This is a genomic window from SAR202 cluster bacterium, from assembly GCA_016872285.1.
Taxonomy (GTDB): Bacteria; Chloroflexota; Dehalococcoidia; order Lucifugimonadales.
The window spans coordinates 1-23359 of record VGZZ01000005.1 but is presented as its reverse complement, the minus strand read 5'-3'; the positions used below and the strand labels follow the sequence as shown (position 1 = coordinate 23359).

Genomic DNA, 23359 nt, shown 5'->3' with positions numbered 1-23359 from the left:
GTCACTCGTGGAGATTAATGCGGGCGTCGACGGCCTTCACGCCTTGGCCTTTGGGGAGGACCACCAGTGGGTTGATGTCGAGTTCGGGGCGGCGGGCGGCTAGGTCTTGGGAGAGATGGGAGAGGGCCAGCATTACTTTGATTAGGGCGTCGATGTCGGCGGGGGGCTTGCCTCGGAAGCCTTTCAGCAGCTTGGCGCCGCGGATTTCTTCGAGCATCTCCCGCGCGTCGTTTTCGGTGATGGGGCAGACGCGCATGGCGGTGTCTTTGAAGACTTCCACGAAGATGCCGCCAAGGCCTACGAGGAGGACGGGGCCGAAGTGGGAGTCCTGGGAGAGGCCGACGATGACTTCCACGCCTCCGTTCACCATCTCTTGCACCAAGACGGGCGAGCCTTTGGAATTGGGGGCGAATTTTATTCCATAGGCGACGATTTCCGCGTAGGCCTGTTTAACCTGGTTGGCGTTTTGGAGGCCGAGGCGGACGACGCCAGCCTCGGTCTTATGCAGGATGTGTTCAGATTCCAGCTTTAGCGCGACGGGATAGCCGAGGGTTTTGGCGGCGTTAACGGCTTCATCGGCATTGGAGGCTCGAATTTCACGGGTGGATGGCACGCCCCAATGTGCGAGAAGTGTTTTGGATGCGTGTTCAGTGAGGAAATGGGGGCCGGATTTAAAGTCCGGGGCAACAACGCCCTTGGAGGATTTGACTGCTGCCTTGGCCTGCCGCCAAAGCTTGCGGCGCCTATGGTAGGTGAAGAAACCGCCCATGGCGCCGGCCATGCGGCGGGGCGAGTCGAAGAGGGGAATGTGGGCCTGGCGGAGCTGGGCGAGGCCCTCTTCCGTCTCCTCGCCGCCGGTGGTCATGAAGATGATGGGCTTGGAGGACTCGTCGCGGAGCTTGATGACCTGCTGGGCCTGGGAGGCGCGGCCCGCGGTAGCGACGACAACTGCGCCCGCTTCGGGCTCTTGCTCCAGCAGGCGCATGATGGCGTCGAGTTCCGGGCGGTTGGCGTAGCCGGTGATGTCGGCGGGGTTGGAGGCCCAGCCGAAGCCGTTCAAAATCTTGTTAATGCCTTCCTCGGCGGTCCGGGTCAGGGGAGGCAGGGACAGGCCGTTGAGGCCGAGGTGGTCGGCGATGAGGGAGCTGACGCCGCCGGAGTGGGAGACCACGGCCACGCCTACTTTTGACGGGGCGGGAGCGTAGGCCAGGAGGTTGGAAGCCTGGATTAAATCGTCGTAGTCGTCGACGCGGAGGACGCCGTACTGTTTGAAAACGGCGTCATGGACGGCGTCGGAACCGGTGAGGGCGGCGGTGTGGGACATGGCGGCCTTGGCGCCGGTCTCAGAGCGGCCTACTTTGAGCAGGACGATGGCCTTGCCCACGTCCAGGGCTTTTTTGGCGGCGGCGATAAACTTGCGCCCATCTTTAAAACCTTCGATGAAGCAGGCGATGACTTTCACATCGGGGTCGTCGAGGAGATAGTCGATGAAGTCGGAGGACTCCAGGTCGGCCTCGTTGCCGGTGGAGATGATGTGGGAGTAGCCGACGCCCATGTCGGCGGCGCGAGTCATAAGAGGGCCGAAGGCGGTGGCGCCGCTGTGGGAGACCAGGGCGATGGGGCCGGGCTTAAGGTCGGTGTAAGGGGCGGAGGAGCTGGCCCAGACGCCGGTCCTGATGTTGGCGACGCCGAGGCAGTTGGGGCCGCACACTCGAACGCCGGACTGGGCGGCGAACTCTTTGAGTTTGGCCTGCTGCTGCTGGTGGGCGGTGTCGCCGCGCTCAGAGAAGCCGGCGGAGATGACTATGGCTGAGGGGACCTTGATTTTGGCGCAGTCCTCCAGGACGGGCATGACGGCTTCGGCGGGGACGATGACGCCGACGAGGTCGGGGGTCTCGGGGAGGTCGGTGAGGCGAGGATAGCACTTCATGCCCAGGACATCTTGATATCGAGGGTTGATGGGATAGACTCTCAGCTTGTCCTGGCTGGCGAGGACGGAACGAAGGAACCGCCCGCCGTACTGGGGGCGTTCGGTGGCGCCGACGACGGCCACGCTTCGAGGGTTGAGCATGCGGTCGATGGACTGAAGCTTGGCGGAAGGGGCCTGGGCCATGATTCGGTGGTATGCCTCCGGAGGATGAATGAAGCGAACTAATATTAGCCATCCAGGACGGCTTGCGCCAGGGCGTCGGCCCAGGGTAGTCATTACATAACGTCGCTGTTACAATGGCGCCGTCAACAAAACTGGGGAGGTAGTTATGCCCGTCGATACCAACAAGATTCTTCTAACCGGCGAGAACCCTTACATACGGCTGTCCCCCAAAAAGGATGGGGAGTTCACGACTCGAAGCAGCTACTGGCGGATCCTGTTTTCGCCCGGCGGCCCGGGGCACGTGCTGTTCATCACCAGTGAGCTGACGGGGAACAAGACCAAGGTCTATTCCGACAACATCAACATGACGCGGTGGCTTCAGGGCGAAATCGAGAAGTACCTGCACGCGCCGTTTGGAGACCAGAACGTGCCTGTGGTGGATGCCGAGTTCGACAAGTCCGGGGACCTGCGCTCCTATTGGACTGAGTCCATATACTCGTCGGAGGGCGAGATACACATGACATGGTACGACCTGGGGGAGCCCTTCATATCGCACACGCCGGTGGGGCAGCGGCCCACCAGCCCTCACGGGGTGTACACGGTGCTTATACCGGCGCGAGGGGCGCGGCTCACCATCAATGGGGAGCAGGCGTCGGGGAAGCCGTACGAGCTGAAGCGGGAGAGCGCCATCGGCAGCACAGCCAGCCTGGCGTTTTCGGAGTCATGGCTGGGGCCAAGGAAGTAGTCGCTTGAGCAATTGCGCGGGGCCGTCATCATAGCTTTGGCGGCCCCACGGAACGAGGTGGACCGATGGGCGTTGACCCGAATAAAGTGCTTTTGACGGGGGAGAACCCGTTTCTGCGGCTGGGGCCGGCCCAGGGTCAGCCGTTTACCACTAACGCCAGCTTCTGGCGGATATTGCTATCGACGGCGGGGCCGGGACACGTGTTGTTCCTCCTCAGCGAGCTTACGGAGGGTCGTCCGAGAGTCTATTCAGACAACATCAATCTAGCAAGATGGATGCAGCGGACGCTGGAGGGGCCTCGAAAGACGCCCTTTGGGGATGAGGAGCTGGCGGTGGAGGAGGCGCGGTTTAGGTCCAGCGGGGACTTGAGGGCCTTCTGGACGGAGGAGGTGGTGTCTAGCGTGGAGCGAATACGGTTGACGTGGCACGATTTAGGGGAGCCGTTCATCGCGGTGGTTCCGACGGGCGGGAGGCCCGGGGCAGCCTTTGGGATCTACGGGACGATTATTCCTGCCAGGGCGGCGCGGCTGACATTGAACGGCAAGGAAGCCCAGGGCCGTGTCTTTCCACAGGACTTGATGGGAGGGGCTAGCAGCACATGCGGGCTGGCGTTTTCCGAGACGTGGCTCGTCAGCAGATAAACGATACCCTTTTGTTTGAGGGGCTTGTCATATAAAATCCTGGACAATCTCTGCGGGAGGTGAGTCATGCCCCCTGGCGCCGATCCAAACAAAATACTTTTCACGGGAGAGAACCCGTACATCAGGCTGGCCCACAAGCCGGATGGCGAATTGACGGCCAGAACAAGCCTGTGGAAGGTCATATTCTCGCCGGCTGGGCCGGGCAACGCCTTGTTTATCGTCAGCGAGCTGACGGGGCAGAAACCCAAGATATATTCGGACAATCTGAACATGGCGCGATGGTTCCAGAAGAACATAGCCAACTGGCAGCACAAGCCCTTCGGCGACGAGAGCCTGGAAGTAATACAGGCCGACTTTGACGCTTATGGCGACGTGCGCTCCTTCTGGACGGAGACCATCTCGTCGCGGGATGAGGACATCGAGATGACGTGGCACGACATCGGCGAGCCGTACAACATCGCGAGGGCGCCTGGGAGCAACCCGCCGCGGCCCTTTGGCGTCTACGCTTGCATGATACCTACCGGCGGGGCGCGGCTAAGCATCAACGGCAAGTCAGTAAGTGGCAGGACGTTCCTGGTGAGCGAGCATCCCAACACCCAGGCGCAGTCGTCGCTGGCGTTTTCCGAGTCCTGGCTGGTGCCGCAAGGTCACAAGCTCTAAACATCCTTTTGGGGTGAGCACGTCAAGTTTTGCATTGAGATAGGCCACCGTCCGCTTCGGGACGGTCTGCCGCAAGACCTGCTGTCGCTGGTAAAGAAGGCGGAAGCGGCGGGTGTGGAGTCGGCGTGGGCGTCGGAGGAGCTTTTTCATTGGGACGCCTTTGGGATTCTGGGATACCTGGCCGGCGGCACGAATAGGATCCGTCTGGGGCCGGGGGTAACCAGCCCGTACTTGAGGCCGCCGCACCTACAGGCTATGTCCATTGCCACCCTGGACCGTTTGAGCCAGGGGCGGGCGTTTTTGGGCTTGGGCCGGAGCATGACGCCGTGGTATGAGAAACTGCTAGGCATGGACGTGGGCGACGCGGTGGAAGTGGTCAGGGAGAACATTGGCTTGCTGCGGCAGTGGTGGCAGGAGCCTTACGAGGCCAGCGGGGAAGGCTATTTCAAGGTACGCAAGCTGCGGCGGGACGTAGAGGGCGTACAGGAACACATACCGATATATGTAGCGGCAGTGGGGCCTAGGATGGTGGAGGTGGCGGCGCGAGTGGCCGACGGGCTGGTGTTTAGCTGGCCCAGCGTGGAGTTTTTGCGCAAAACGATTCCATTGGTAAAGGCGGAGCGGCTTAAGGTGGGGCTGGATAGTGAAAGATTTATTTTCGCGGTGCAGACAGGTTTCAAGGTGACGGAGGAGGTGGGGTTTGCGCTGGCGGGGATGAAGGAACAGATGGGCGTGATGTACAGCCTTCCCGGGTTGGATAACGCCATGGTGTCGAAAGATTTTGACGTTCCGAGGATTGTGGAAGAACTGCGGCGGGTTACCAGGGCCACGAAGGTGCTGTCGATGGGCGGGTGGACTCGCGAGTTTCGAGAAGCCGCAGATTATGAGGCGGTACGCCGCATTATTCCTGACGGACTGGCCGCGCAGGTGGCGATAGTGGGCAGCGAGAGGGAAGTGCGGCAAAGGCTCATCGAATATCAGGCCCTAGGTATCACTCATATTTTCGTGCCGATGCCAGAGGGCGAAGACGTTGAACAATATAAGACCTTTGTGAAGGGAATAAGCCCTTAGTTTTGCCATCCTGTACAATGGCTTGCAGGTTACTAAGAGAACATCACGGATACAGCCATGTCCCGAAGGTCTTCAGACTCCTACTCGGACGCGCTTGCTCAAGCCGCCATGCGGATAATCGATGGCGTGGTGCAGGAGGCGGAGTCGGGCCGGGAGGACTTGCTTTCGACAGCCCAGGAGGTGCTGACTCGCGAAGCGCCGCAGGGGATGCCGCTGGACTGGGTAATGTATATCAAGTCTGTGGCGTCTAAGCTGGGGGATGAGGAGGAGGAGACGGGAAGGAAGGCCCTGTTGAAGCGAGTCGGCGCGGCGCTGGTGGATGCCATCGATGAGGGTGAGGTTACCGAGGTGTGAAGGCGTCGCGGGGGAACCGGCTGGCAGGGAAGGCTGCGGTGGTGACCGGCGGGGCCAGGGGGATTGGCGCGGCGATTTGCGGGGCGTTTGCGAAGGAGGGGGCAAGGGTGCTGATAGGGGACGTGCTGGAAAGGGAAGGACGGGAGACGGCAGAGAGTATTAAAGGCCAAGGCGGAGAGGTCGTGTTCGACCGGATGGACGTGTCGGTTGAAGGGGACTGGGAGCGGGTGGTGTCACTGGTGGTGGCGACGTTTGGAAGGCTGGATATCCTGGTGAACAATGCGGGAATTGGTTCTCGATCAACTGTAGAGGAGACGACCCTGGAGGACTGGCAGCGGACGATGGATGTGAACGCGATGGGCGCGTATCTGGGTATAAAATACTGCGCTCCCGCCATGGCTAAGAGTGGGAGCGGTTCGATTATCAACATATCGTCGGTGGCGGCGATGATCGGCGGCGGGGCGTCGGTGGACTACCGGGCGTCCAAGGGGGCAATGAGGGCGCTGACCAAGGCTATGGCGCTGCGGTACTCGGGGCAAAACATACGGGTAAATTCTGTGCACCCCGGAGACGTGCTGACGCCGATGAATAGGGACTACCTGGCGGACCCGGCCAGGATGGCGTCGCGGCTGGCTCAGGCGCCGCTTGGACGGCTGGGCACACCCGAGGACATAGCCCACCTGGCGGTGTATCTAGCATCGGACGAGTCATCCTACGTGACGGGCGCGGAGATAGTGATAGACGGCGGCCGGACGGCACAGTAGAGAAGCCTGTATTGAGACCGTCACAACATCGTCAGCGACTTTTAGACCTGGGGCTAAGTTACTGGCAGTCCAAGGCGTTTTTGACGGCGTGCAGCTTGAGACTGTTCACTCTGGTGAACCAGGGAAAAGATACAGTGGAAAAGCTTTCGGAATCGGCGGGACTATCCCAAAGAGGGGCGCGGATATTGATGGACGCGATGACTTCATTGAAGCTCCTAGAAAAGGAGGGGCCGCGCTATAAGGTGGCGGATGAGGTGGAGGGTTTCCTGGTGGAGGGAAAGCGGGAGTATCTAGGGGATTTCTTTGTCGCCATGAATAGGATATTTTACAGCCCTTTCTTGAGATTTGAAGAGGCGGTGAGGACGGGGAAAGCGTTGTGGAGCGTAGATGAGTCAGGCAGGCATGTGCCCATATCGCGAGAGGAGGGCCGGCTCCTGGCCGTCGCGACCCACCACCTCAGGGCGCCGGCGGCGAGGGCGCTGGCATCTAGGCGCAGTCTGCGTGTCAGAAGGCATCTGCTGGATGTAGGGGGCGGGTCAGGGGCGATGGCGTTGGCGCTGGCGGCGGCGAACCCAGACTTAAAGATCACGATATTAGACCGCCCTGGGGTGTGCGAGGCGGCAAGGCAGAACATAGAAAAAGCGGGACTTTCGCATCGAGTAACGGCCAAGGGCAGCGATTTTTTCACCGAACCGCTGCCGGAGGAAGCGGACGTTCATTTATTCAGCAATATCTTTCATAACTTTGGGGACGAGCAGTGTCAGAGTCTCTTGAAAAAGAGCTTCGACGCATTAACGCCCGGCGGGGAGCTGCTGGTGGTGGACTACGTGCTGGAGGAGGACGGGGTATCGCCGACGTTCAGCTCGCTGTTCAACCTGTTCGCTCTGGTGGTGATGCCGCAGGGGGGGACGAGGCCGTACAGCGTGTTTAGAGAATGGCTGGAAGAGGTGGGCTTCGTGAAAATTCGCAGGAGACGGCTGGACGGGGCTTCGGTATTGATTGAAGCTCAAAAGCCAGCCTAGTGGAGCGATGGGCCTTGTGTTAGTATCCAGTATCGGGCTTATGCTTGGAATCCGATATATAGGAGTGAGACGTTGGAGCTAGTTAGAACGGCATACCGAATGAAACTCTGGCTAGTGGCGGCTGCGGTGGGCGTGGCCTTATTGAGCGCGTGCGGCGATGACGGCGGCGCGACAGCGACAGCGCCTTCATCCGCGGCCAGTCCTACAAATCAACCCCAAAACGGAGGAACAGTGAAGAAAACGTATAATGCGGCGCCCGCCATGACCATCGACGCGAACAAGAAGTACGAGGCGGTGGTGGACACCAATAAGGGGAAGATAACCCTGGAGCTTTTCGCGAAAGAGGCGCCGGTAACGGTGAACAACTTCGTTTTTTTGGCACGGGAGGGCTTTTATAACGACGTGGTGTTCCACAGGGTGATCAAGGGGTTTATGGTGCAGAGCGGGGACCCTCTGGGGACTGGCTTCGGGGGGCCGGGATATCGCTTCCAAGACGAGCCGGTGACGCGGGACTACTCGCGCGGCATTATCGCCATGGCTAATTCTGGCCGGAATACTAATGGAAGCCAGTTTTTCATAATGCATCAAAACGCGGGGCTGCCGAAGAGCTATAACATCTTTGGCATAGTCAAGGAGGGACTGGACACGGTGGACGCCATTGCCAACGTGCCTGTAGGCCTCAATGACACAGGACAGGAGCGTTCAAAACCGCTGGAGCAGGTCTTCATAAAGACTGTAACCATCACAGAATCTTAGAACTATAAGAGGCCGAGCAGAGCAGCCGCCCCGACTCTTCGGGGCGGCTGCTCTTTGTTTTGACGGCCAGGATTCATGCAGAATTCCAACGAATCATTTCGATATCGCTAAGGTATGAGACCTAGACTACTTGAATAGTAACGCGAAGGGCTAATGAAGGAATACCGGGGAAGCGTGCCTAAACGAATTAGGAGAAGGAGGAAAATCTTAAAAGAATTTTAGAAATCAATGAAAGAATAATAACGAAACTTAGCAGTATATCTCACCATTTTCACACTTTTGATGGCTTATACTTGCCCGCGATTGCCAAACTGAAATGACTGAAACCATAGGAAGTCACTAACCGGCACAATTACCCTAGCGACAGGGGGTCAGAATGGTTAACTCAAGAGTGCTGAATATCATGGGAACTCGCAAGAAGATCCTCCTTCTGGCTGCCGCCCTTATGATGGCGGCGGTCTTATGGGCTTTGCCGTCCACCGGCTCCGCGTGGATGAGCTGGAGCGGCGTGGACCCGGTCATAGAGCTTAGCAACGGCCATATCGTTGCGATAAGAGTGGACGTGCCAACAGAAAACGGCTGCGACCTGACAGGCATAACAGTCAACGTCACATTGCCTGAGGGTGTATCGGCCGTTTCAGTGAAGGAGTCATCCGATGACCTGGGGTGCGGCGTCGTCGGCTCGGTAACCACCGTTACAAACGGACCGAAGCGCGGCAAATCGAAGGTGACTCATGTGGAGGTAACAGTTATTACGCATTCAGCCACGACCCATGCGACCAAGATTATGGCATCAGTGGACGGCGACAAATTCAAGCAGATAGCCAGGGGTGATTCCAACACGGAGGTCAGTGGGAGATTGATGCTCAAATAGCAGCTATTAGGACTAATTACGGTTAATTTGGCTTGACTTTGATGAGGGCATGGCGTAAAGAAATGAAATACCGCTGGTATATAGGCGCCGTTTTGATCGCAGGGCTCGCGGTCATGGCTCTAGGCCAGGGTTTGTGGCCGGGGGAGTGGGGAGGGGAGGAGGCAGCGGTTATGGGACTGACGGCCGTGCTGGTGGGGATAGCCCTGGTCTACGCTTTGAAGGTATCGCCTCAGGCGGATGCGTCGCTGGCTATCGCGCCGCTGTTTTTGGGGGTGCTGCTGTTGTCGCCGCTTCAGGCGGCGGTAGCCACGGCGGCAGGGTCCATATCGGCAGACCTGTGGCTGCGACGACGGAAAGAAGTGGCGACTTTCAACGCCGCCGTGGTAGTCCTGTCGGTGAGCCTCTCAGGGATGGTGTTCCAAAGCCTAGGCGGGAGCAAGGACGGCGCCCTTTTGAGCGCCGGGGTGCTGGGAGCCTCAGTGCTGGCGGGAATGGCATTACACGCTGTCAACGTCGCCGCGATGATTGGGATGCTTTCCATACAAAAAGGCGCCGCTTTTTGGTCCATGTGGAGGCGGGCCTGGATTCTGGACAACGTACAAGAAGCGGCTATCTTGCCCCTAGGATTCCTGGCGTTAGTGCTCTGGCATGAGGCCTGGTGGTCCATGCTGCTTATGGTCATTCCTATGGCTTTGGCCTATATTGCTCTGACCCGGAGTGTTAAAGAGGCGCGGGAAAACATTGAGCTGGCGTCCCGACTGAAGAAGCAGATGGACGAGCTGAAGACCACGCAGGCACAGCTAATCCAGTCCGCCAAGATGGCGTCGGTAGGCACCCTAGCGGCGGGTGTGGCGCACGAGATAAACAACCCACTGTTCGCGATATTGGGGAGGGCGGAGCTGCTGCTGAGGGCGCCGGAGAAGCACCTGGCCAGCATGAGGGTACGCGAGTATATAGAGGCGATTCACGAGATGGCCCAGAGGGCGGCGAAGATTGTGCAGGAGCTTCTGGCGTATTCCAGGCCGTCGGTCACGCCCAGGCAGGTAAAGCTGTCGGAGGCTATGGACGTGGCCCTGGACCTGGTGGGCAGGGACATCGCGAATAAGGGCGTAGAGATTCAGAAGGATTATTCTGATACGCAGTATATCCAGGGCTGGCCGGATAAGATTGAGCAGGTCTTTGTCAATCTTTTGATGAATGCTAAAGACGCTTCCGGGTCAGGCTGTCAGATTACGGTTAAGTGCTGGGCTGAGGACGGGTTTGCCGGCGTGTCGGTCCAAGACAATGGCAGGGGGATACCGGAGAGCGTGCAACACCGATTGTTTGAGCCGTTCTTTACGACAAAGGAAGTGGGCAAGGGGACAGGCCTAGGACTGTACGTCTGCCATCGTATAGTAACCGAGCATAACGGGAGCATTGAGGTCAAGAGCGCGGAGGGGGAGGGCACGGAGGTGGTTATAAAGTTCCCGTTGAGCAGGCAGTCGATGGTTGAGAAACTTACCGCCGGAGTAGGGTAGGCCTGGTTCAGGCTGCTTCTGCTAGCTGACGCTCGTATCTATAGCCGGACCCCCACACGGTTAGGATAAGCTTGGGGTTATGGGGCTCATTCTCTATTTTGCGTCTGAGACTGGCGATGTGCCATTTCACGCTTTCTTCCGAGTATCCTAGGGACCCCCAAACCGACCGTAGTATTTCCGGAACGGATACTACTTTCCCAGCCTTTTGTGTCAGGAAGATAAGGAGCTTTAGCTCTTTTGGCGTGAGGTCAAGCTTCTTATCCTTGAGATAGGCTTCTTGCCGGTCCAGGTTGATTGAAATGGTGCCGTCCGAGTAGACTCCCTGGGCGCTGTGACGGGGGTTTTAGCGCGCCGGAGGGCCGCCTCAATTCGCGCGGACAGCTCCTTGATGCCGATAGGTTTTACCAAATAGTCGTCCGCGCCCAGCTTCAGACCTATGACCTTCTCATCTTCGCCGCCCATGGCGCTAAGAAGGATGACAGGTATATCAGTGACCTCGCGGATGCGTTTCACCAGGTCGAAACCCGTCATGCCGGGCATTCGGATATCGGTAATAACCAGACCGGGCTGGTACTTGAAAAGGAGCCGCAGGGCTTCCAGGGCGCTTAAGGCGGGGAGGGGCTGGTGGCCAGCCTCCTCGCAACATGCGCTAAGCATGTCCAGCACCGACTTTTCGTCATCCACCAGTAAAATAGTCGCCATGGTTTTTCTAGTATACCCCCGAAAGCAATAGGGGGTTCAAGGGCGAAATGACGGGGGCAGTGGGGATTTAGGACGGTTTAACGATGGGCTTGCCCTCCTCCTTCCAGCCGCTGAAGCCGGGATTCATGTAGCACACGTTCTTGTATCCCATATTCTTAAGGGTCTGCCCTGCCAGGGCAGCGCGGCCTGTGCCCCCTCAATGGGTGACTATGAGAGTGTTCTTGTCTGGGATCATCTCCTCAATCCTGCCCTCGATGCGCCCACGGGCAAGGAGAGTGGCCTCCTTTATGTGGCCGTTGGCCCATTCGTCCGGTTCTCTGACATCCAGAACGACGATCTTTTCCCGGCGCTGCAACTTCTTTTGGACCTCGTCCGTGGAGATAGAGGGCACGGCGTTCTGAGCAGATTCTATTAGTTTCTTTCCAATGCTTTCCGACATAGGGCCTCCGATGCGCTTGTGTATAGCAGAGAGATAGCACAAAGGCGTCGTCGGGTCAACATCTGCATGAGTGGTAAGTTCCGCAAAGGGCGTTTCATGCCTTTTGGACATCTTGCTATACTGTACGTACCGCGATGGGAGTTTATAAGAAAGAATATGGACCGCATTAAATCCGCATACGAAAGAGCCATGGAGAAGATTGAGCAGCTTGAGAAGCCCAACGATAGGCAGCGACTGGAGTGGAAGCTGCTGCCCGAAGGCCAGAAGCTGGCGGGGGAGTTCATAAAGGGGGAGAGCGCCCCGTTCTCGAAAATCGCCGGCGCGCCGCCGGAGCACCGGCCTTATCTAGTTAGAGGAATGGCTAACGTTTTAATCTCGAATCTGCAGCTGCCCAGGACCCAGGCAACTTATCTGGCGAACACTAAAATGATTGAGGGCCTGGAGAGGCTTCTTAAGGAGAAGCCCAAAGCCAAGGAACTGTTATCCCGCGCCAAGTATGTTTCCGACCAGTACTGGCAGTTCGCGGTGCCTCAGAGGGAGCAGACCAGACAGCAGTTGAAGATGCAGATGGAGCAACAGGTCATGGAGGCGCTGAGCCGCCAGCGGGGAACGCAGCAAGGGCAGGTCCAGATACAGGTGGAGACCCTGCCGGAGTTTCAACAGCAGTGGATGCGGATTGCCAGCCAGATTGACCGTCAGTACGAGCAGCATCTGGAAGAGAACAAGAAGCATCTCGTTGAGATGGTCTGACATGGAGGACCTGGACGGTCAATACCGTCGTTTGATAGACGCCGTCTCAAGGACACAGGTAGTGAAGGCGCCTCATCAATACTTGCACACTTTTGGCGTCACGAGATTGCAGTATTTTATTGTCACCGAACCGGTTTACAAAGAGGTAGCCCCCGGGCCGTCGGAGGCGGTTATCAGGCAAGGGGTTGTGACCGCGGAGCGGCCTCAGGTTGTCACGCCAGCGTATATGGCCCAGCTTGATGGTTTTGGAGATGACGCCAAGGCGTATTTCAACTCCCTGGCTCTCCGTCATGGCGCCAATGCGCCTGGGCTGCTTTACCACTACAAGAACGAGCCGGGCGAGATGGAGATAGTGGAAGGAGCGGCCGTTGAGGTGGCCCAGCGGGTGAGCAGCAGGCTGAAGGACGAAAGCAACAACCTTTCTGTGGTGATGCTGGGCGTTGACGAGCTATGGGATGTGTCGCTGCTAAAGTTCATTTACGAATACACGGCGGCGTCTGTGGCGGGGAATGTTGAAGAGCTGCAGTCGCGCCGGTTGTTTGATCCCGCGGGGGAGATGGAAGCGCCAAGAGCGGCGATCCAGCGCATTGAAGAGCTTTTTAGAGACACTGAGAGGGGCGCGGATCCCGCAATTCTGAAAAGAGAGCTGGACCGATGGGGCCTTTTCCAGCATTACCAGGACCGCTTCTTCTCGCTTTTTCGCCGGAAGGGCCCTTAAAGACGGCAACCGCTGATTCACGATGGGGTCTCGGATAAATGGAGGTTGGAGGTGAGGCGGCGGGCTAGGTTTTGACGAGGAGGACGGGCGCTCCGGAGCTGGAGACCACCCTATCAGCGACGCTGCCGAGGACCGCGCGGCCCAGGCCTGTGCGGCCTCTGCTAGACATAACGATAAGATTGCCCTCACTCTCTCGTCCCAGGTCCACTATGTGGCCGGCCGGGTCGCCCAAGAACATCTTGGAATCCACCTGTGAGATTCCACGGCCTTTCAGGTCCGATACTTTGGCAGCCAGGTATTCTTTGGTTTCCGACTCGACAGCTTCCAGGACTTGCGCATAGCCCCCGGCGTAAGTGCCGGCCCAGCCGCCAGCGGCGGTAAATTGGGCTGTGGGCACTACGCGTACTAGAGTTATGGGCAAATTGAGCTTAACTGCCAGTTCTAAGGCGGTGGGTGTGGCGGCCTCGGACAGGGGGGAGCCGTCCAGCGGCAGGATGACATGCCTTAACCTGGCTTCCAACTGCTTGTGATTGTCCTGTTGCTCAGGCCGTACGATCAGCATAGAGGAAGGCGCGCCGTGGATAACTTTTGTGGTGACGCTGCCTACGAGCCATCGGCCAATACCGGTGCGCCCATGGGTTGACATGGCGATGAGGGTGGAATCGCCGTGGCGTTTGGCTTCGGCCACAATGACTCTTTCGGGACGGCCTGATTTGAGGGAATGGGCGGTCTGAACGCCGTGGAGACGCTGCTCCAACATAGTAAGGTAGGCTTGCTCCTTACGGCGCGCCTCTGCCATGGCCCCGCGTGTCTTAGCTTCAGTCTCCTTCCAGTGGCCGGCGGTGGCTTCGCCGGGGGCAAGGGCCTCTACTAGGATAATTCTGCTTTCGAAGGCTTTGGCTAAGGCGTACGCCCAGGGCAGGGCGCTTTCCGAGAGATTGGAACCATCCACGGGCACGACGATGTGGGAATACACGCGTGTCCTCCTTGAGGAGCTTCAAATTTGAGTATATGCACAGTACGAAAACGGGTCAATTATCATCGCGAATAGTCCGAATGGGGTAGCAGGTTCCATGAACATGGACATAGAAAGCGATCTTAGGCTGAGAGCGGAGCAGCGCGAGGAAAGATTTTGGGAATTAAATTATGAGTATGGACAGCAATCGCTGATATTTAGATATCGATTATGCGGATGGATTGATGATATAGAATTCGAAAAGTATATATTGACTTTATGCTGATATAATGCTAGGTTCTGGCGGATACAGCGGTTAGCAACTAGAAGACACTGCTTTAGTCTTTTACGAGTTATTGCCGCCAAAATTTTCCGCTATGTATAGATTAGCAGAGCCTGACTCCACGTTTTGAGTTCATAAATATTGAGAGGAGGACCAGTCCTTGGTTACGAATATTCGATTAGTTTTGAAGTTCATGCTCCCGCTGACATTGCTGCTGGGGTTAATGCTGTTCATTGCGGCTTGCGGAGAGGACAATACGCCTACCCGAGGCGTCACGAGCCAGCCGCAGGCCACGGCCACCGCAACGTCGGCGCCGGCGGCTACTCCAACGCCCACCGCCGCCCCCAAGGTGCCGGTCTCGCCGAGGCTTAAGGTTGGGATAGTCCCGCCGCTTCAGCAGACTAACATGATGTGGAAAGTAGCCCAAAGCGGCACGGGTCCGTTTAAGGGTATGTATGAGCATCCTATAGGGATGAACCGTTTCACCGAAGAGCTAAACAACGAGCAGGTAGGCGAGAGCTGGGCTATGTCCGCCGACGGGAAGACCTGGACTTTCAAGATAAAGAAGGGTATCCCGTTTCATACAGTGGGCGACTTCAAGGGGGTGGAAGTCACCGCTAAGGACTACATTGCCACCTTCCGCTCCGTTGGCCGCGACGATTCGTTAGCCAGCTACCAGATATTCAAGGACATGGGCCTGAAGGATGAAAACTTTCAGATAGTCAGCCCCAATGAGCTGGTCTGGAAGGCGGCTAAGCTGGACGTTTTCCTTCCGTTCTGGCTCAGCGAACAGTGGGTGGCGGGAATCATAAGCCAGGACTATCAAGACAAGGTGGGAGGGCTGGAGAAGTATCTGGATAACCCGGTAGGAACGGGGCCTTTCCAGTTTGTGGAGATAAAGGTTAACCAGCATATTCTTCACAAGCGGGTCGAGAACCATTGGAGAAAGACCGCTGACTTCCAGGAGCTTCAGTTCTTCTACGTGCCGGAGGATGCGACCCGGCTGGCGCAGCTGCTGGCCAAGGAAGTCCACATCGCGGACGTGCCCAAGTCGCTGCTGAAAGAGGCTAAGGGCCAGGGTTACAAGATTGCGACCAGCACAACGCCCGGCTTCTTCGCCTACGCTTTCTTCAGCGGTCTCTACTACGACAAGCCTATGCCTATAAGGGCGGGCAGCAAGCAAGGGCAAACTGAGCCTGTGGCGCCGGGCTACAGCGCCGACGATCCCTTCCGGAAGCTGGAAGTGCGCAAAGCGGCTAACCTGGCGATTAACCGGCAGGAGCTTGTAGACAAGTTCTGGGGCAAGGCCGCCGTCCTTTTCAGCATCCATAACATGTCGCCGCTTTTTGACTACCATAAGAAGGAGTGGGCGCCTTACCCGTACGACCCCAATCAGGCGAAGCAGCTCCTGGCCCAGGCCGGATATCCCAACGGGTTCGAGTTCACGCTGACCACCGCGAAGTTTTCAGGCGTGCCGGAGATGATTGAGGTGTCAGAGGCCGTGGCCCAGTACTGGAAGAGCATAGGTATGACGGCAAAGATTGAGACTATTCCGTCCGGCGACGTGCTGACCAAGCAGCGGAACCGGGGATACAACAAGAGCATCTTCTTTATCCGGTATTCCACCTATCCCTACCGGAATTACCTGGGCTGGACCTTCCCCATGAGCAACGTGGCAGGGGGAAGCGGCTCGTCTTCTTGGGAGGTGCCCGTGCTGGACGACATGTTCCTGGACCTCAAGGCCCGGCTTCAGCCCAACGAGATCCAGGGCCAGATGATCAAGATTGGCGACTACATGTACGACCAGCACTTAATCGTGCCAATGGCGTACATTCTGCCGGAGGTCCCCTACGACCCCAGTGTGGTGCAGGAATACCTGGCCAATCACTTGCACTTTGGCCCGACCCGGCATCACGAGTACACCAAGGCTATGTTCAAGTAGCCTGGGTTTCAGCGCACGCGGATTAAGGCCCCCCGATTTCGGGGGGCCTTTGGCTTGTCGGGGCCATGGAAGCCGCCTAAATTAACACGGTTGTTTTTGGGCAGGGCTGTTCAGGACGGCGCGATATTTCATGGCATCATCGCCGGCATCTTCTTGACACCGAATGCCGACAGTGGGGATACTCCCTGCGCTCCGCTCTCTGAACTCTTATCGAAGGTGATAACCATGGCCCTCTCTATAAATAAAGGCTCCTCCGCACTCCTGGTGATGGACTGCCAGGAGGGGATCGTCGGCGCGCTGCCTACGACAGAGCGGCAGCGTCTCATGCCAGTCCTGCAGCGCGGCATGGCCGCGGCCCGGGCCGCTGGGGTGCCGGTTATACACGTGGTCGTTGGCTTTAGGGAGGGCCACCCTGAGATTGGCAAGACTGGATGGTTCAAGGCGGTCAAGGAGGCGGGGCGAATGAAAATCGGCTCGCCGGAGGCGCAGATATGCAAGGAGGTGGCGCCGCAGCAGGGGGACGTTATAGTCACGAAGAAGCGAATGAGCGCCTTCACCGGCAGCGATCTGCAGCAGGTGCTTTACGGGAGGGGGATTACTACCGTAGTCCTGACTGGCGTTAGCTCTGTGGGGGTCGTCGAGTCCACGGCCCGCGACGCGGTGGATATGGACCTGGATATTGTGGTCCTGGCCGACGGCTGCGCCGACCGCGACCCTGTGGTCAACGAGGCCGCCCTTAAGCACCTCCTGCCGCGCATAGCCAGCGTGGTAAACACTGAAGAGTTTGTGGCGGCCCTGGGCGGCGCCAAGCAGCCCGCCACCCAGGCATAAGAAACAAAAATGCCGCCCCGCTGAAAGGTCGAGGCGGCATTCATTCAATCGTAAGGGGACTAATAATTATGGACGTGGCGAATGAAGACTCCCGCTCCTCTCCACCCCGACCCCCCTCTCTAACTCTCCCTCCCTCGGGGGATACTCGGGACAGGCCTCAAGGAGGGAGAGGACCAGACGGGATCTAGCACCTTACCACTCTGCGGGTTCTAACACTGCAAGTAAGTAGAGCCGTAAGGGGGTTACCCTTGCAGCCTGGGGCAGAGCTTCAGGGCGTTCTCGCCTAGAATTTTGCGCTTGGCGCTGTCGCTGAGGCCTTTCCATTCGACCACCTGCTGGACAGCCTCGGGCCAGGCGGTGTCGCCGTGGGGCCAGTCGGTGGCGAAGACGAGGACGTCCTCGCCCAGCTCGCCGACAAGCCATTCGAGGGTCTTTTCCCAGGTGTCGATGCCGTGGAAATAGCGGCCGCTTTCCTTGACCACCTGGCTGGGCGTGTGCTTCAAGTAGGGCACGTGGGCCGGCGACAGGGCGTAGTGGCTGTCGTATCGGTCAAGGATGCCGGGGAGCCAGCCTGCCGCCGTCTCGACCACCGCCGCCCGGAGCGATGGGAACTTCTCGAAGATGCCGCCGCCGATGAGCGCGCCCATGGAGGCCATGCCCGCCCAGGGGTTGCCCAGGGAGTGCTGCAGGAACCAGGCGCCGCGGAGGTCGAAGGTGCCGGGGGCGTAGGGAGGCCGGGCGGTGCCGCCGTGGACCAGGATGGGAAGCTCCTCCTCCTGAGCGGCGGCGTAGATGGGGTGGAGGCTTTTGTCGTCCAGGAGCATGTCGTTGGGGCCCTGGGGTGAGAAATAGACACCTACCAGATTTATGTCCTTTTTGGCCCAGTACTTAATCTCCTGCACAGCTGATCGGGAGTCACGCATGTTGGCCACCAGCGTCCACTTGAGCCGGGCAGGGGCCTGGGAGCAGAAGTCGCTGACCCATCTATGGTATGCGCGGTAGAGGGCGTTCTCGAAGCCCACGTCGTTGAGGGCGCAGTAGCTGGATACGTGGGTAGGGTACAGGACATCGACGTCCACATAGGAGGCGTCCATGTCCTCGATTCGCGCCTTCACGTCCCAGTTGACCTCGGGCCGGATCATGGGGAGGTCGCCGCGTTCGGGGCGGCCAAAGTTGGTGCGGGTGCCTTTCTTGGGCTGGAGAATAAACTCGCGGGGGGCCATACCGAAACTGTCCATCATGCCCAGGGTGCCGTCGGAGACTACGGGCGCCAGGATGGCGTATCGGCTGGCGGCCACGGCGCCCTTGCCGCCGGACTGGATATTGGCCTCGATGGCCTTCTTGAGGCGCTGGAAGTCCTCCTCGTACTCTTTGTCCACATAGCCGTTATACATTCGAGCGGGCTGCTCCTGAATGTGCGAGTCCATGTCGATAACCTTCCAGCCGTTCCAGGCCATTCCATCGCCTCCGTTGGGTTACTAAGGGCCAGTCTATGCCGCCACCCAAGAGGTGTCAACGAAGTTAGGTTTTAGTGGTCGCGGATGTGCTTTGGCATGAAGCCCAGGGCGATGCGAAGACCATCGGAAGCTTTTATTTTCTTCACGTAGTCCAAATTTCCTTCCATGGGCCTCGGGCTGAAGCCGGAGGCCTTCTCCACCGATCCTATCTCAGCGTAGTTGGGAACGGCCAACAGGTCTAGCTGGTCAGTGGTGACCGGAGACCTGGGAGTCGCGATGTCCATTAGGGCGGCCATAGGTTTCATTACTGCCACTGGGATGTGGAGTTTTGGAGGACGCTTTCCGAGGGTCCGGGCGATAACGTCGATGATGTCGTCGTAGGTCAGGTATTGAGGGCCGCCTAACTCCAGGGTATCCCCGTTCAGTTCGGGTCTCTCTAAGGAGAGGACAATGCACCGGGCCACGTCCTCCACGTGTATAGGCTGGAACTTGTTTTTGCCGGACCCGACGACAGGCACTATCGGAAAGGCCTTCACCAGCCCCGCCAGGGAGTTGGTGAACTCATCGCCTTCGCCGAACATAATGGAGAACCTGTAAATAACGTAAGGGAGGCCGGCGCTTTTAACAGCCTCTTCACTCCTCCACTTGCTCAACAGGTACGGATACCTTTCGTTGTTCTGGGCGCCCAGGGCGCTGACGTGGATGAAACGCTTGGCGCCGGCGGACTTGGCGGCTTGGACTACGTTTCGCGTTCCTTCAACGTTAATCCTATCGAAGGGGTTGGGGCCGCGCTTCCTGATGACGGCCACAAGGTGGATGACGGCGTCGCAGCCCTGAGCGGCGGGCTGCAAGGACTTCTTGTTAGAAACGCTGCCTTGGGCTGCCTCCACGGGTGCCGGCAACACGCCGTTGGCGGGCTTTCGGTGGACTAGAGCACGAACGGCATGTCCCCGGGCCAACAACTCCTTGACAACATGTCTGCCGACAAAGCCAGTAGCGCCAGTGACTAGTACAAACATGCTACAACCCCTTGTATTAGCCTATTAATTTGTTGCATCGCTTTGTTGTAATTCTGCCCCTTGCCGCCTTGACCACCATATGGCTATATACTATGTTTATGCGGCCCTAAAGCCAACCATGTTTACTCATCTTCACGTTCACTCCGAATACAGCCTCCTGGACGGCATCAGCCGGATCCATGAGATGGTCCATCGGGCCAAGGAGCTGGGCATGGGATCCCTGGCTATCACCGACCACGGCTCATTATACGGGGTGGTGGACTTCTACCAGTCGGCGATGGAGGCAGGGGTGAAGCCCATCCTGGGCTGCGAGATCTACGAGGCCAAGGAGAGCCGGCATATAAAGGACCCGTCGGAGAAAAGCCCCTACCACCTTACCGTCCTGGCAATGGACAACCGGGGCTATAAAAACCTGATGCAGCTTGTCACCAAGGCGCACCTGGAAGGGTTCTACTACCGGCCACGCATCGATGACGAGGTCTTCGCGCAGCACTCGGAGGGACTAATCGTGCTATCGGGCTGTCCCAACGCCCAGATACCGCGGTTCATAACCGAGGGCCGTATGGACAAGGCCGCTGCCCGGGCCAAGTGGTGCAACGAGGTCTTCCCTGGACGCTTCTTCCTGGAGATGCAGGAGCACTCGGGTATCCCGGAGCTTCCGGCGATAAACAAGGGACTGTTGGAGCTTAGCAAGTCCCTGGGCATCCCGCTGGTGGCCACCAACGACAGCCACTATACCGTGAAGGGCCATGCCCACCTCCAGGACATTCGTATTTGCATCTCTACTAATGATACTATTCATAATCCCAAACGGCTGAAGATGGAGGATGAGTCCTTCTATATCAAAAGTCCGCAAGAGATGGCGGAGCTTTTCAAGGACTTGCCTGAGGCGATCACCAACACCCAGCGAATCGCCGAGATGTGCAACACCAAGCTGGTCTTTGGCGAGCTTCATTTGCCTAGATACCCTGTCCCGGAAGGCTTTACCGCAGACCAGTTCCTTGAAAAGCTTTGCTGGGAGGGGCTAAAGCGTCTTTATGGGAACCCCACCGAGGAGCAGAAATCACGCCTGAGGTATGAACTGGATGTCATCAGGCAAACACGGTTCGCTAACTATTTCCTGGTAGTGTGGGAGATAGTGTCGTTCACGCGGCAGAACCGTATCCTCCTGGGCGTGCGTGGCAGCGCCGCCGCCAGCCTGGCGCTCTACTGCATGGGAGTGACTGAAGCCGACCCGCTGAAGTACGGGCTGGTCTTTGAGCGCTTCCTGAACATAGAACGCAAAGAGATGCCGGACATCGACATGGACTTCCAGGACGACCGGCGCGACGAGGTCCTGAACTACGTGATGCAGCGGTACGGCAAAGATAGGGTGGCGCAAATCATCACCTTCGGGACACTGGGGCCCAAGGCGGCGATTCGCGACGTGGGCCGGGCGCGAGGGCTGGGCTACGCCGATACCGACCGCATAGCGCGGCTCGTCCCCTTCAAAGTGCGCACGCTCAGGGACGCCCTGGAAGGCGTTCCTGAAATGAAGGATATGTACAACGGCGACCCAGAGATAAAGAACCTCCTGGACGACGCCCAGGGGCTGGAAGGGATTCCCCACCACGTCAGCACACACGCCGCTGGCGTCGTAATATCAGACGAGCCGCTGACGGAGTACATACCGCTGCAGCAGCCAGTGCGTGGCGAAGCGGGCCAGGTATCGATGACTCAGTTCGCCATGGAGCCTATCGCGAAGCTGGGGCTGCTGAAGATGGACTTCCTGGGCCTCACAAACCTTACCATCCTAGACCGCACCGTAAAGATGCTGCAGAAGACCCGGGGTCTCAGCCTGGACTTGCAGAAGATACCGCTGGACGACAAGAAGACCTTTGATCTCTTGTCATCGGGCCATACCAACGAAGTGTTCCAGCTTGAAAGCGCGGGGATGCAGCGCAATATTAAGGAGCTGAAACCGACGGCGATTAATGACGTGGCCGCGATGATAGCCCTCTATCGCCCCGGCCCTATGGAGCAGATACCTCGGTTCATCGACGCCAAGCACGGGCGCATTCCTGTCCGCTCCCCTCACCCCAGCCTGGACGAAATATTAAAGGATAGCTACGGCATTATTGTCTTCCAGGACCAGGTGCTGAAGATACTTCAGACCTTCGCGGATTACAGCCTGGGCAGCGCCGATATCGTGCGCAAGGCCATGGGCAAGAAGATTCCTGAGCTTATGCGCAAGGAGCGGGAACGTTTCCTGGAGGGCGCGGTCAAGAAGGGGTTCTCCAAAGGGTTGTCCGAGGAGGTTTTCAGCCTCATTGAGCCTTTTGCCGGATACGCCTTCAATAAGGCGCACAGCGTTAGCTATGCCCTCATCTCTTACTGGACCGGGTACTTTAAGGCTAACTACCGCTTTGAGTACATGGCCTCGGTGCTTAACGCGCGGCGGGACCAGCCGGAGAAGATGAACAACGCCATCAACGAGTGCCTTAGGATGGGGATTCCCATCCTGCCGCCGGACGTGAATCGCAGCGACGTGGAGTTTGCCCTGGACAAGGATGTCGATGGCAAGGAAAGCATCCGGTACGGGCTGTCGGCGATAAAGAACCTGGGCGAAAGCGCGGTGACGCCTATAGTGAAGGCTCGCGAAGAGGGCGGCCCCTTCAAGTCGCTGGAGGACTTCGCGCGGCGCTCCGACCCCAGGGGACTGAACAAGCGCGGCCTGGAAAGCCTTATTAAGGCCGGCGCGCTGGACTGTCTGGGCAAACGCGGCGCTGTTCTCAATGTCATGGAAACGATACTGGCCCAGTCGCAGCGGGAGGCCAGGATGCGGCAGACCGGCCAGACAAGCCTCTTCCAGGGTGTGGCCGCGACTGACGACGTGGCTATGGTGGTGGTCAGGCCTACTGGTGAAGACGCCTTGATGGAGGAGAAGGTGGCGTGGGAGAAGGAGCTGCTGGGGATACCCATCTCTTCCAATCCTCTTAAAGCCCTGGCTAAAGGCATTCCCAGCAAGGCTATAGCCTCTCGTGACCAGCTGGACGTGGAGATGGAGGGACAGCAGGTGACGGTGCTGGGCCAGCTATCCTCCACACAGCAGCGCATGACCAAGGACCAGCGCCCCTTCCTCAGCGCGACGCTGGAGCTTCTGGGAGGTGAGCTGGAGGTGCTGGCATGGCCTCAGGCCTTAGAGCGGACTAGAGGGGTGTGGCAGGAGGGACGCCTGCTGCTCTGCACCGGCAAGGTGGTGGTGCGCGGCGAGGATATCTCAATCTACTGCGACGACGCGAGGGAGTATACCGGCCAGGAATCCGAGTCGAGCATCGACGACGCTTCGTCAGCCATCGAGTCAAAAAGAAACGGCCCTAGGCAGAACGGCAACGGATCGAGAACGAACGGCAATAAAACCAACGGCGTCAAGACCAACGGCGCCCATAAGGAGACCCCGACGCCCTTGGCTCCCACTAATACAATCCTGATTACTCTCGATGAGTCCGAAAACCAGGGAGAGGACGCTTATCTTCTCCAGGACTTGCTGCAAGCCCTTCTGGAATATCCAGGCAACGACCATGTACACCTGCGGATACGCACAGGCGGCCGGGTGGTAAGAGTCGATATGCCTATCAGCGTCGGTCATTGCGCGGAACTGGAGCAGAGGTTGGAAACGCTTTTGGGGCCGGGCAAGTTAGCCGTGGAAGCGGCCGAAGCGAACTCTGGGAATGGAGCGGCTAAGACCGGCGCGATGTAACATGCCGAGCATTAAATGGACGTATTTG

22 protein-coding genes are annotated in these 23359 nt (G+C 58.3%); 15 read left to right on the top strand and 7 right to left on the bottom strand.

Annotation, left to right across the window (positions count from 1 at the left end):
- Position 1 precedes the first annotated feature (1 nt).
- Entirely contained in the window at positions 2–2206 is a 2205-nt protein-coding gene (locus FJ320_02820) for an acetate--CoA ligase family protein (GenBank protein MBM3924908.1), read from the bottom strand.
- A gap of 52 nt (positions 2207–2258) precedes the next feature.
- Between FJ320_02820 and FJ320_02815 the strand changes: the two genes are divergently transcribed.
- From FJ320_02815 to FJ320_02770, 10 genes are all read left to right on the top strand, one after another.
- Positions 2259–2837 (top strand): hypothetical protein, encoded by a 579-nt coding sequence (locus FJ320_02815; protein ID MBM3924907.1) that lies wholly within the window; start codon positions 2259–2261, stop codon positions 2835–2837.
- A gap of 65 nt (positions 2838–2902) precedes the next feature.
- A complete protein-coding gene (locus FJ320_02810) occupies positions 2903–3478 on the top strand; it encodes a hypothetical protein (GenBank protein MBM3924906.1) in 576 nt (191 codons plus the stop codon).
- Positions 3479–3544: 66 nt separating this feature from the next.
- Entirely contained in the window at positions 3545–4138 is a 594-nt protein-coding gene (locus FJ320_02805; protein ID MBM3924905.1) for a hypothetical protein, read from the top strand.
- Positions 4139–4171: 33 nt separating this feature from the next.
- Positions 4172–5209 (top strand): LLM class flavin-dependent oxidoreductase, encoded by a 1038-nt coding sequence (locus tag FJ320_02800; GenBank protein MBM3924904.1) that lies wholly within the window; start codon positions 4172–4174, stop codon positions 5207–5209.
- A gap of 57 nt (positions 5210–5266) precedes the next feature.
- Positions 5267–5563, top strand: a complete 297-nt coding sequence (locus FJ320_02795; GenBank protein MBM3924903.1) for a hypothetical protein — start codon at positions 5267–5269, stop codon at positions 5561–5563.
- Positions 5560–6327, top strand: a complete 768-nt coding sequence (locus FJ320_02790; GenBank protein ID MBM3924902.1) for a glucose 1-dehydrogenase — start codon at positions 5560–5562, stop codon at positions 6325–6327. Before FJ320_02795 ends, FJ320_02790 begins: the two co-directional genes overlap by 4 nt.
- An 11-nt stretch (positions 6328–6338) precedes the next feature.
- Complete coding sequence (locus FJ320_02785; GenBank protein ID MBM3924901.1) at positions 6339–7349, top strand: methyltransferase; 1011 nt, start codon at positions 6339–6341, stop codon at positions 7347–7349.
- A 99-nt stretch (positions 7350–7448) separates the two neighbouring features.
- The gene (locus FJ320_02780) at positions 7449–8105 is read left to right on the top strand and encodes a peptidylprolyl isomerase (protein ID MBM3924900.1); all 657 of its coding nucleotides are present in this window, start codon (positions 7449–7451) and stop codon (positions 8103–8105) included.
- Positions 8106–8481: 376 nt separating this feature from the next.
- Positions 8482–8979: a hypothetical protein gene (locus FJ320_02775; protein MBM3924899.1), complete on the top strand. Its 498-nt coding sequence runs from the start codon at positions 8482–8484 to the stop codon at positions 8977–8979.
- A 41-nt stretch (positions 8980–9020) separates the two neighbouring features.
- Positions 9021–10496, top strand: coding sequence for a HAMP domain-containing histidine kinase (locus tag FJ320_02770; GenBank protein ID MBM3924898.1), 1476 nt, complete (start codon positions 9021–9023; stop codon positions 10494–10496).
- A gap of 7 nt (positions 10497–10503) precedes the next feature.
- Here the strand turns inward: FJ320_02770 and FJ320_02765 are convergent, their stop codons facing one another.
- From FJ320_02765 to FJ320_02755, 3 genes are all read right to left on the bottom strand, one after another.
- A complete protein-coding gene (locus FJ320_02765) occupies positions 10504–10797 on the bottom strand; it encodes a winged helix-turn-helix transcriptional regulator (protein ID MBM3924897.1) in 294 nt (97 codons plus the stop codon).
- Positions 10725–11198: a response regulator transcription factor gene (locus tag FJ320_02760; protein MBM3924896.1), complete on the bottom strand. Its 474-nt coding sequence runs from the start codon at positions 11196–11198 to the stop codon at positions 10725–10727. The genes FJ320_02765 and FJ320_02760 overlap by 73 nt, the downstream gene beginning before the upstream one ends.
- A gap of 196 nt (positions 11199–11394) precedes the next feature.
- Positions 11395–11748: a rhodanese-like domain-containing protein gene (locus FJ320_02755; protein MBM3924895.1), complete on the bottom strand. Its 354-nt coding sequence runs from the start codon at positions 11746–11748 to the stop codon at positions 11395–11397.
- Positions 11749–11793: 45 nt separating this feature from the next.
- Here FJ320_02755 and FJ320_02750 point away from each other — a divergent pair, with 45 nt between their 5' ends.
- Positions 11794–12387: a hypothetical protein gene (locus FJ320_02750; protein ID MBM3924894.1), complete on the top strand. Its 594-nt coding sequence runs from the start codon at positions 11794–11796 to the stop codon at positions 12385–12387.
- Entirely contained in the window at positions 12374–13105 is a 732-nt protein-coding gene (locus FJ320_02745; GenBank protein ID MBM3924893.1) for a hypothetical protein, read from the top strand. The genes FJ320_02750 and FJ320_02745 overlap by 14 nt, the downstream gene beginning before the upstream one ends.
- 64 nt (positions 13106–13169) lie before the next feature.
- On the opposite strand, the gene FJ320_02740 is transcribed toward FJ320_02745, so the two are convergent.
- Positions 13170–14081, bottom strand: coding sequence for a universal stress protein (locus FJ320_02740; GenBank protein ID MBM3924892.1), 912 nt, complete (start codon positions 14079–14081; stop codon positions 13170–13172).
- A 422-nt stretch (positions 14082–14503) separates the two neighbouring features.
- Between FJ320_02740 and FJ320_02735 the strand changes: the two genes are divergently transcribed.
- Both FJ320_02735 and FJ320_02730 read left to right on the top strand, forming a co-directional pair.
- On the top strand, positions 14504–16285 hold the full coding sequence (locus tag FJ320_02735; protein MBM3924891.1) for an ABC transporter substrate-binding protein: 1782 nt from the start codon (positions 14504–14506) through the stop codon (positions 16283–16285).
- A 96-nt stretch (positions 16286–16381) separates the two neighbouring features.
- A complete protein-coding gene (locus FJ320_02730) occupies positions 16382–17116 on the top strand; it encodes a cysteine hydrolase (GenBank protein MBM3924890.1) in 735 nt (244 codons plus the stop codon).
- Positions 17117–17358: 242 nt separating this feature from the next.
- Here the strand turns inward: FJ320_02730 and FJ320_02725 are convergent, their stop codons facing one another.
- Positions 17359–18573, bottom strand: coding sequence for an amidohydrolase (locus tag FJ320_02725; GenBank protein MBM3924889.1), 1215 nt, complete (start codon positions 18571–18573; stop codon positions 17359–17361).
- A gap of 71 nt (positions 18574–18644) precedes the next feature.
- Positions 18645–19592, bottom strand: a complete 948-nt coding sequence (locus FJ320_02720) for a complex I NDUFA9 subunit family protein (GenBank protein ID MBM3924888.1) — start codon at positions 19590–19592, stop codon at positions 18645–18647.
- Positions 19593–19710: 118 nt separating this feature from the next.
- On the opposite strand from FJ320_02720, the gene FJ320_02715 reads away from it, so the two are divergent.
- Positions 19711–23331 (top strand): DNA polymerase III subunit alpha, encoded by a 3621-nt coding sequence (locus tag FJ320_02715; protein ID MBM3924887.1) that lies wholly within the window; start codon positions 19711–19713, stop codon positions 23329–23331.
- The last annotated feature ends 28 nt before the right edge of the window (positions 23332–23359 follow it).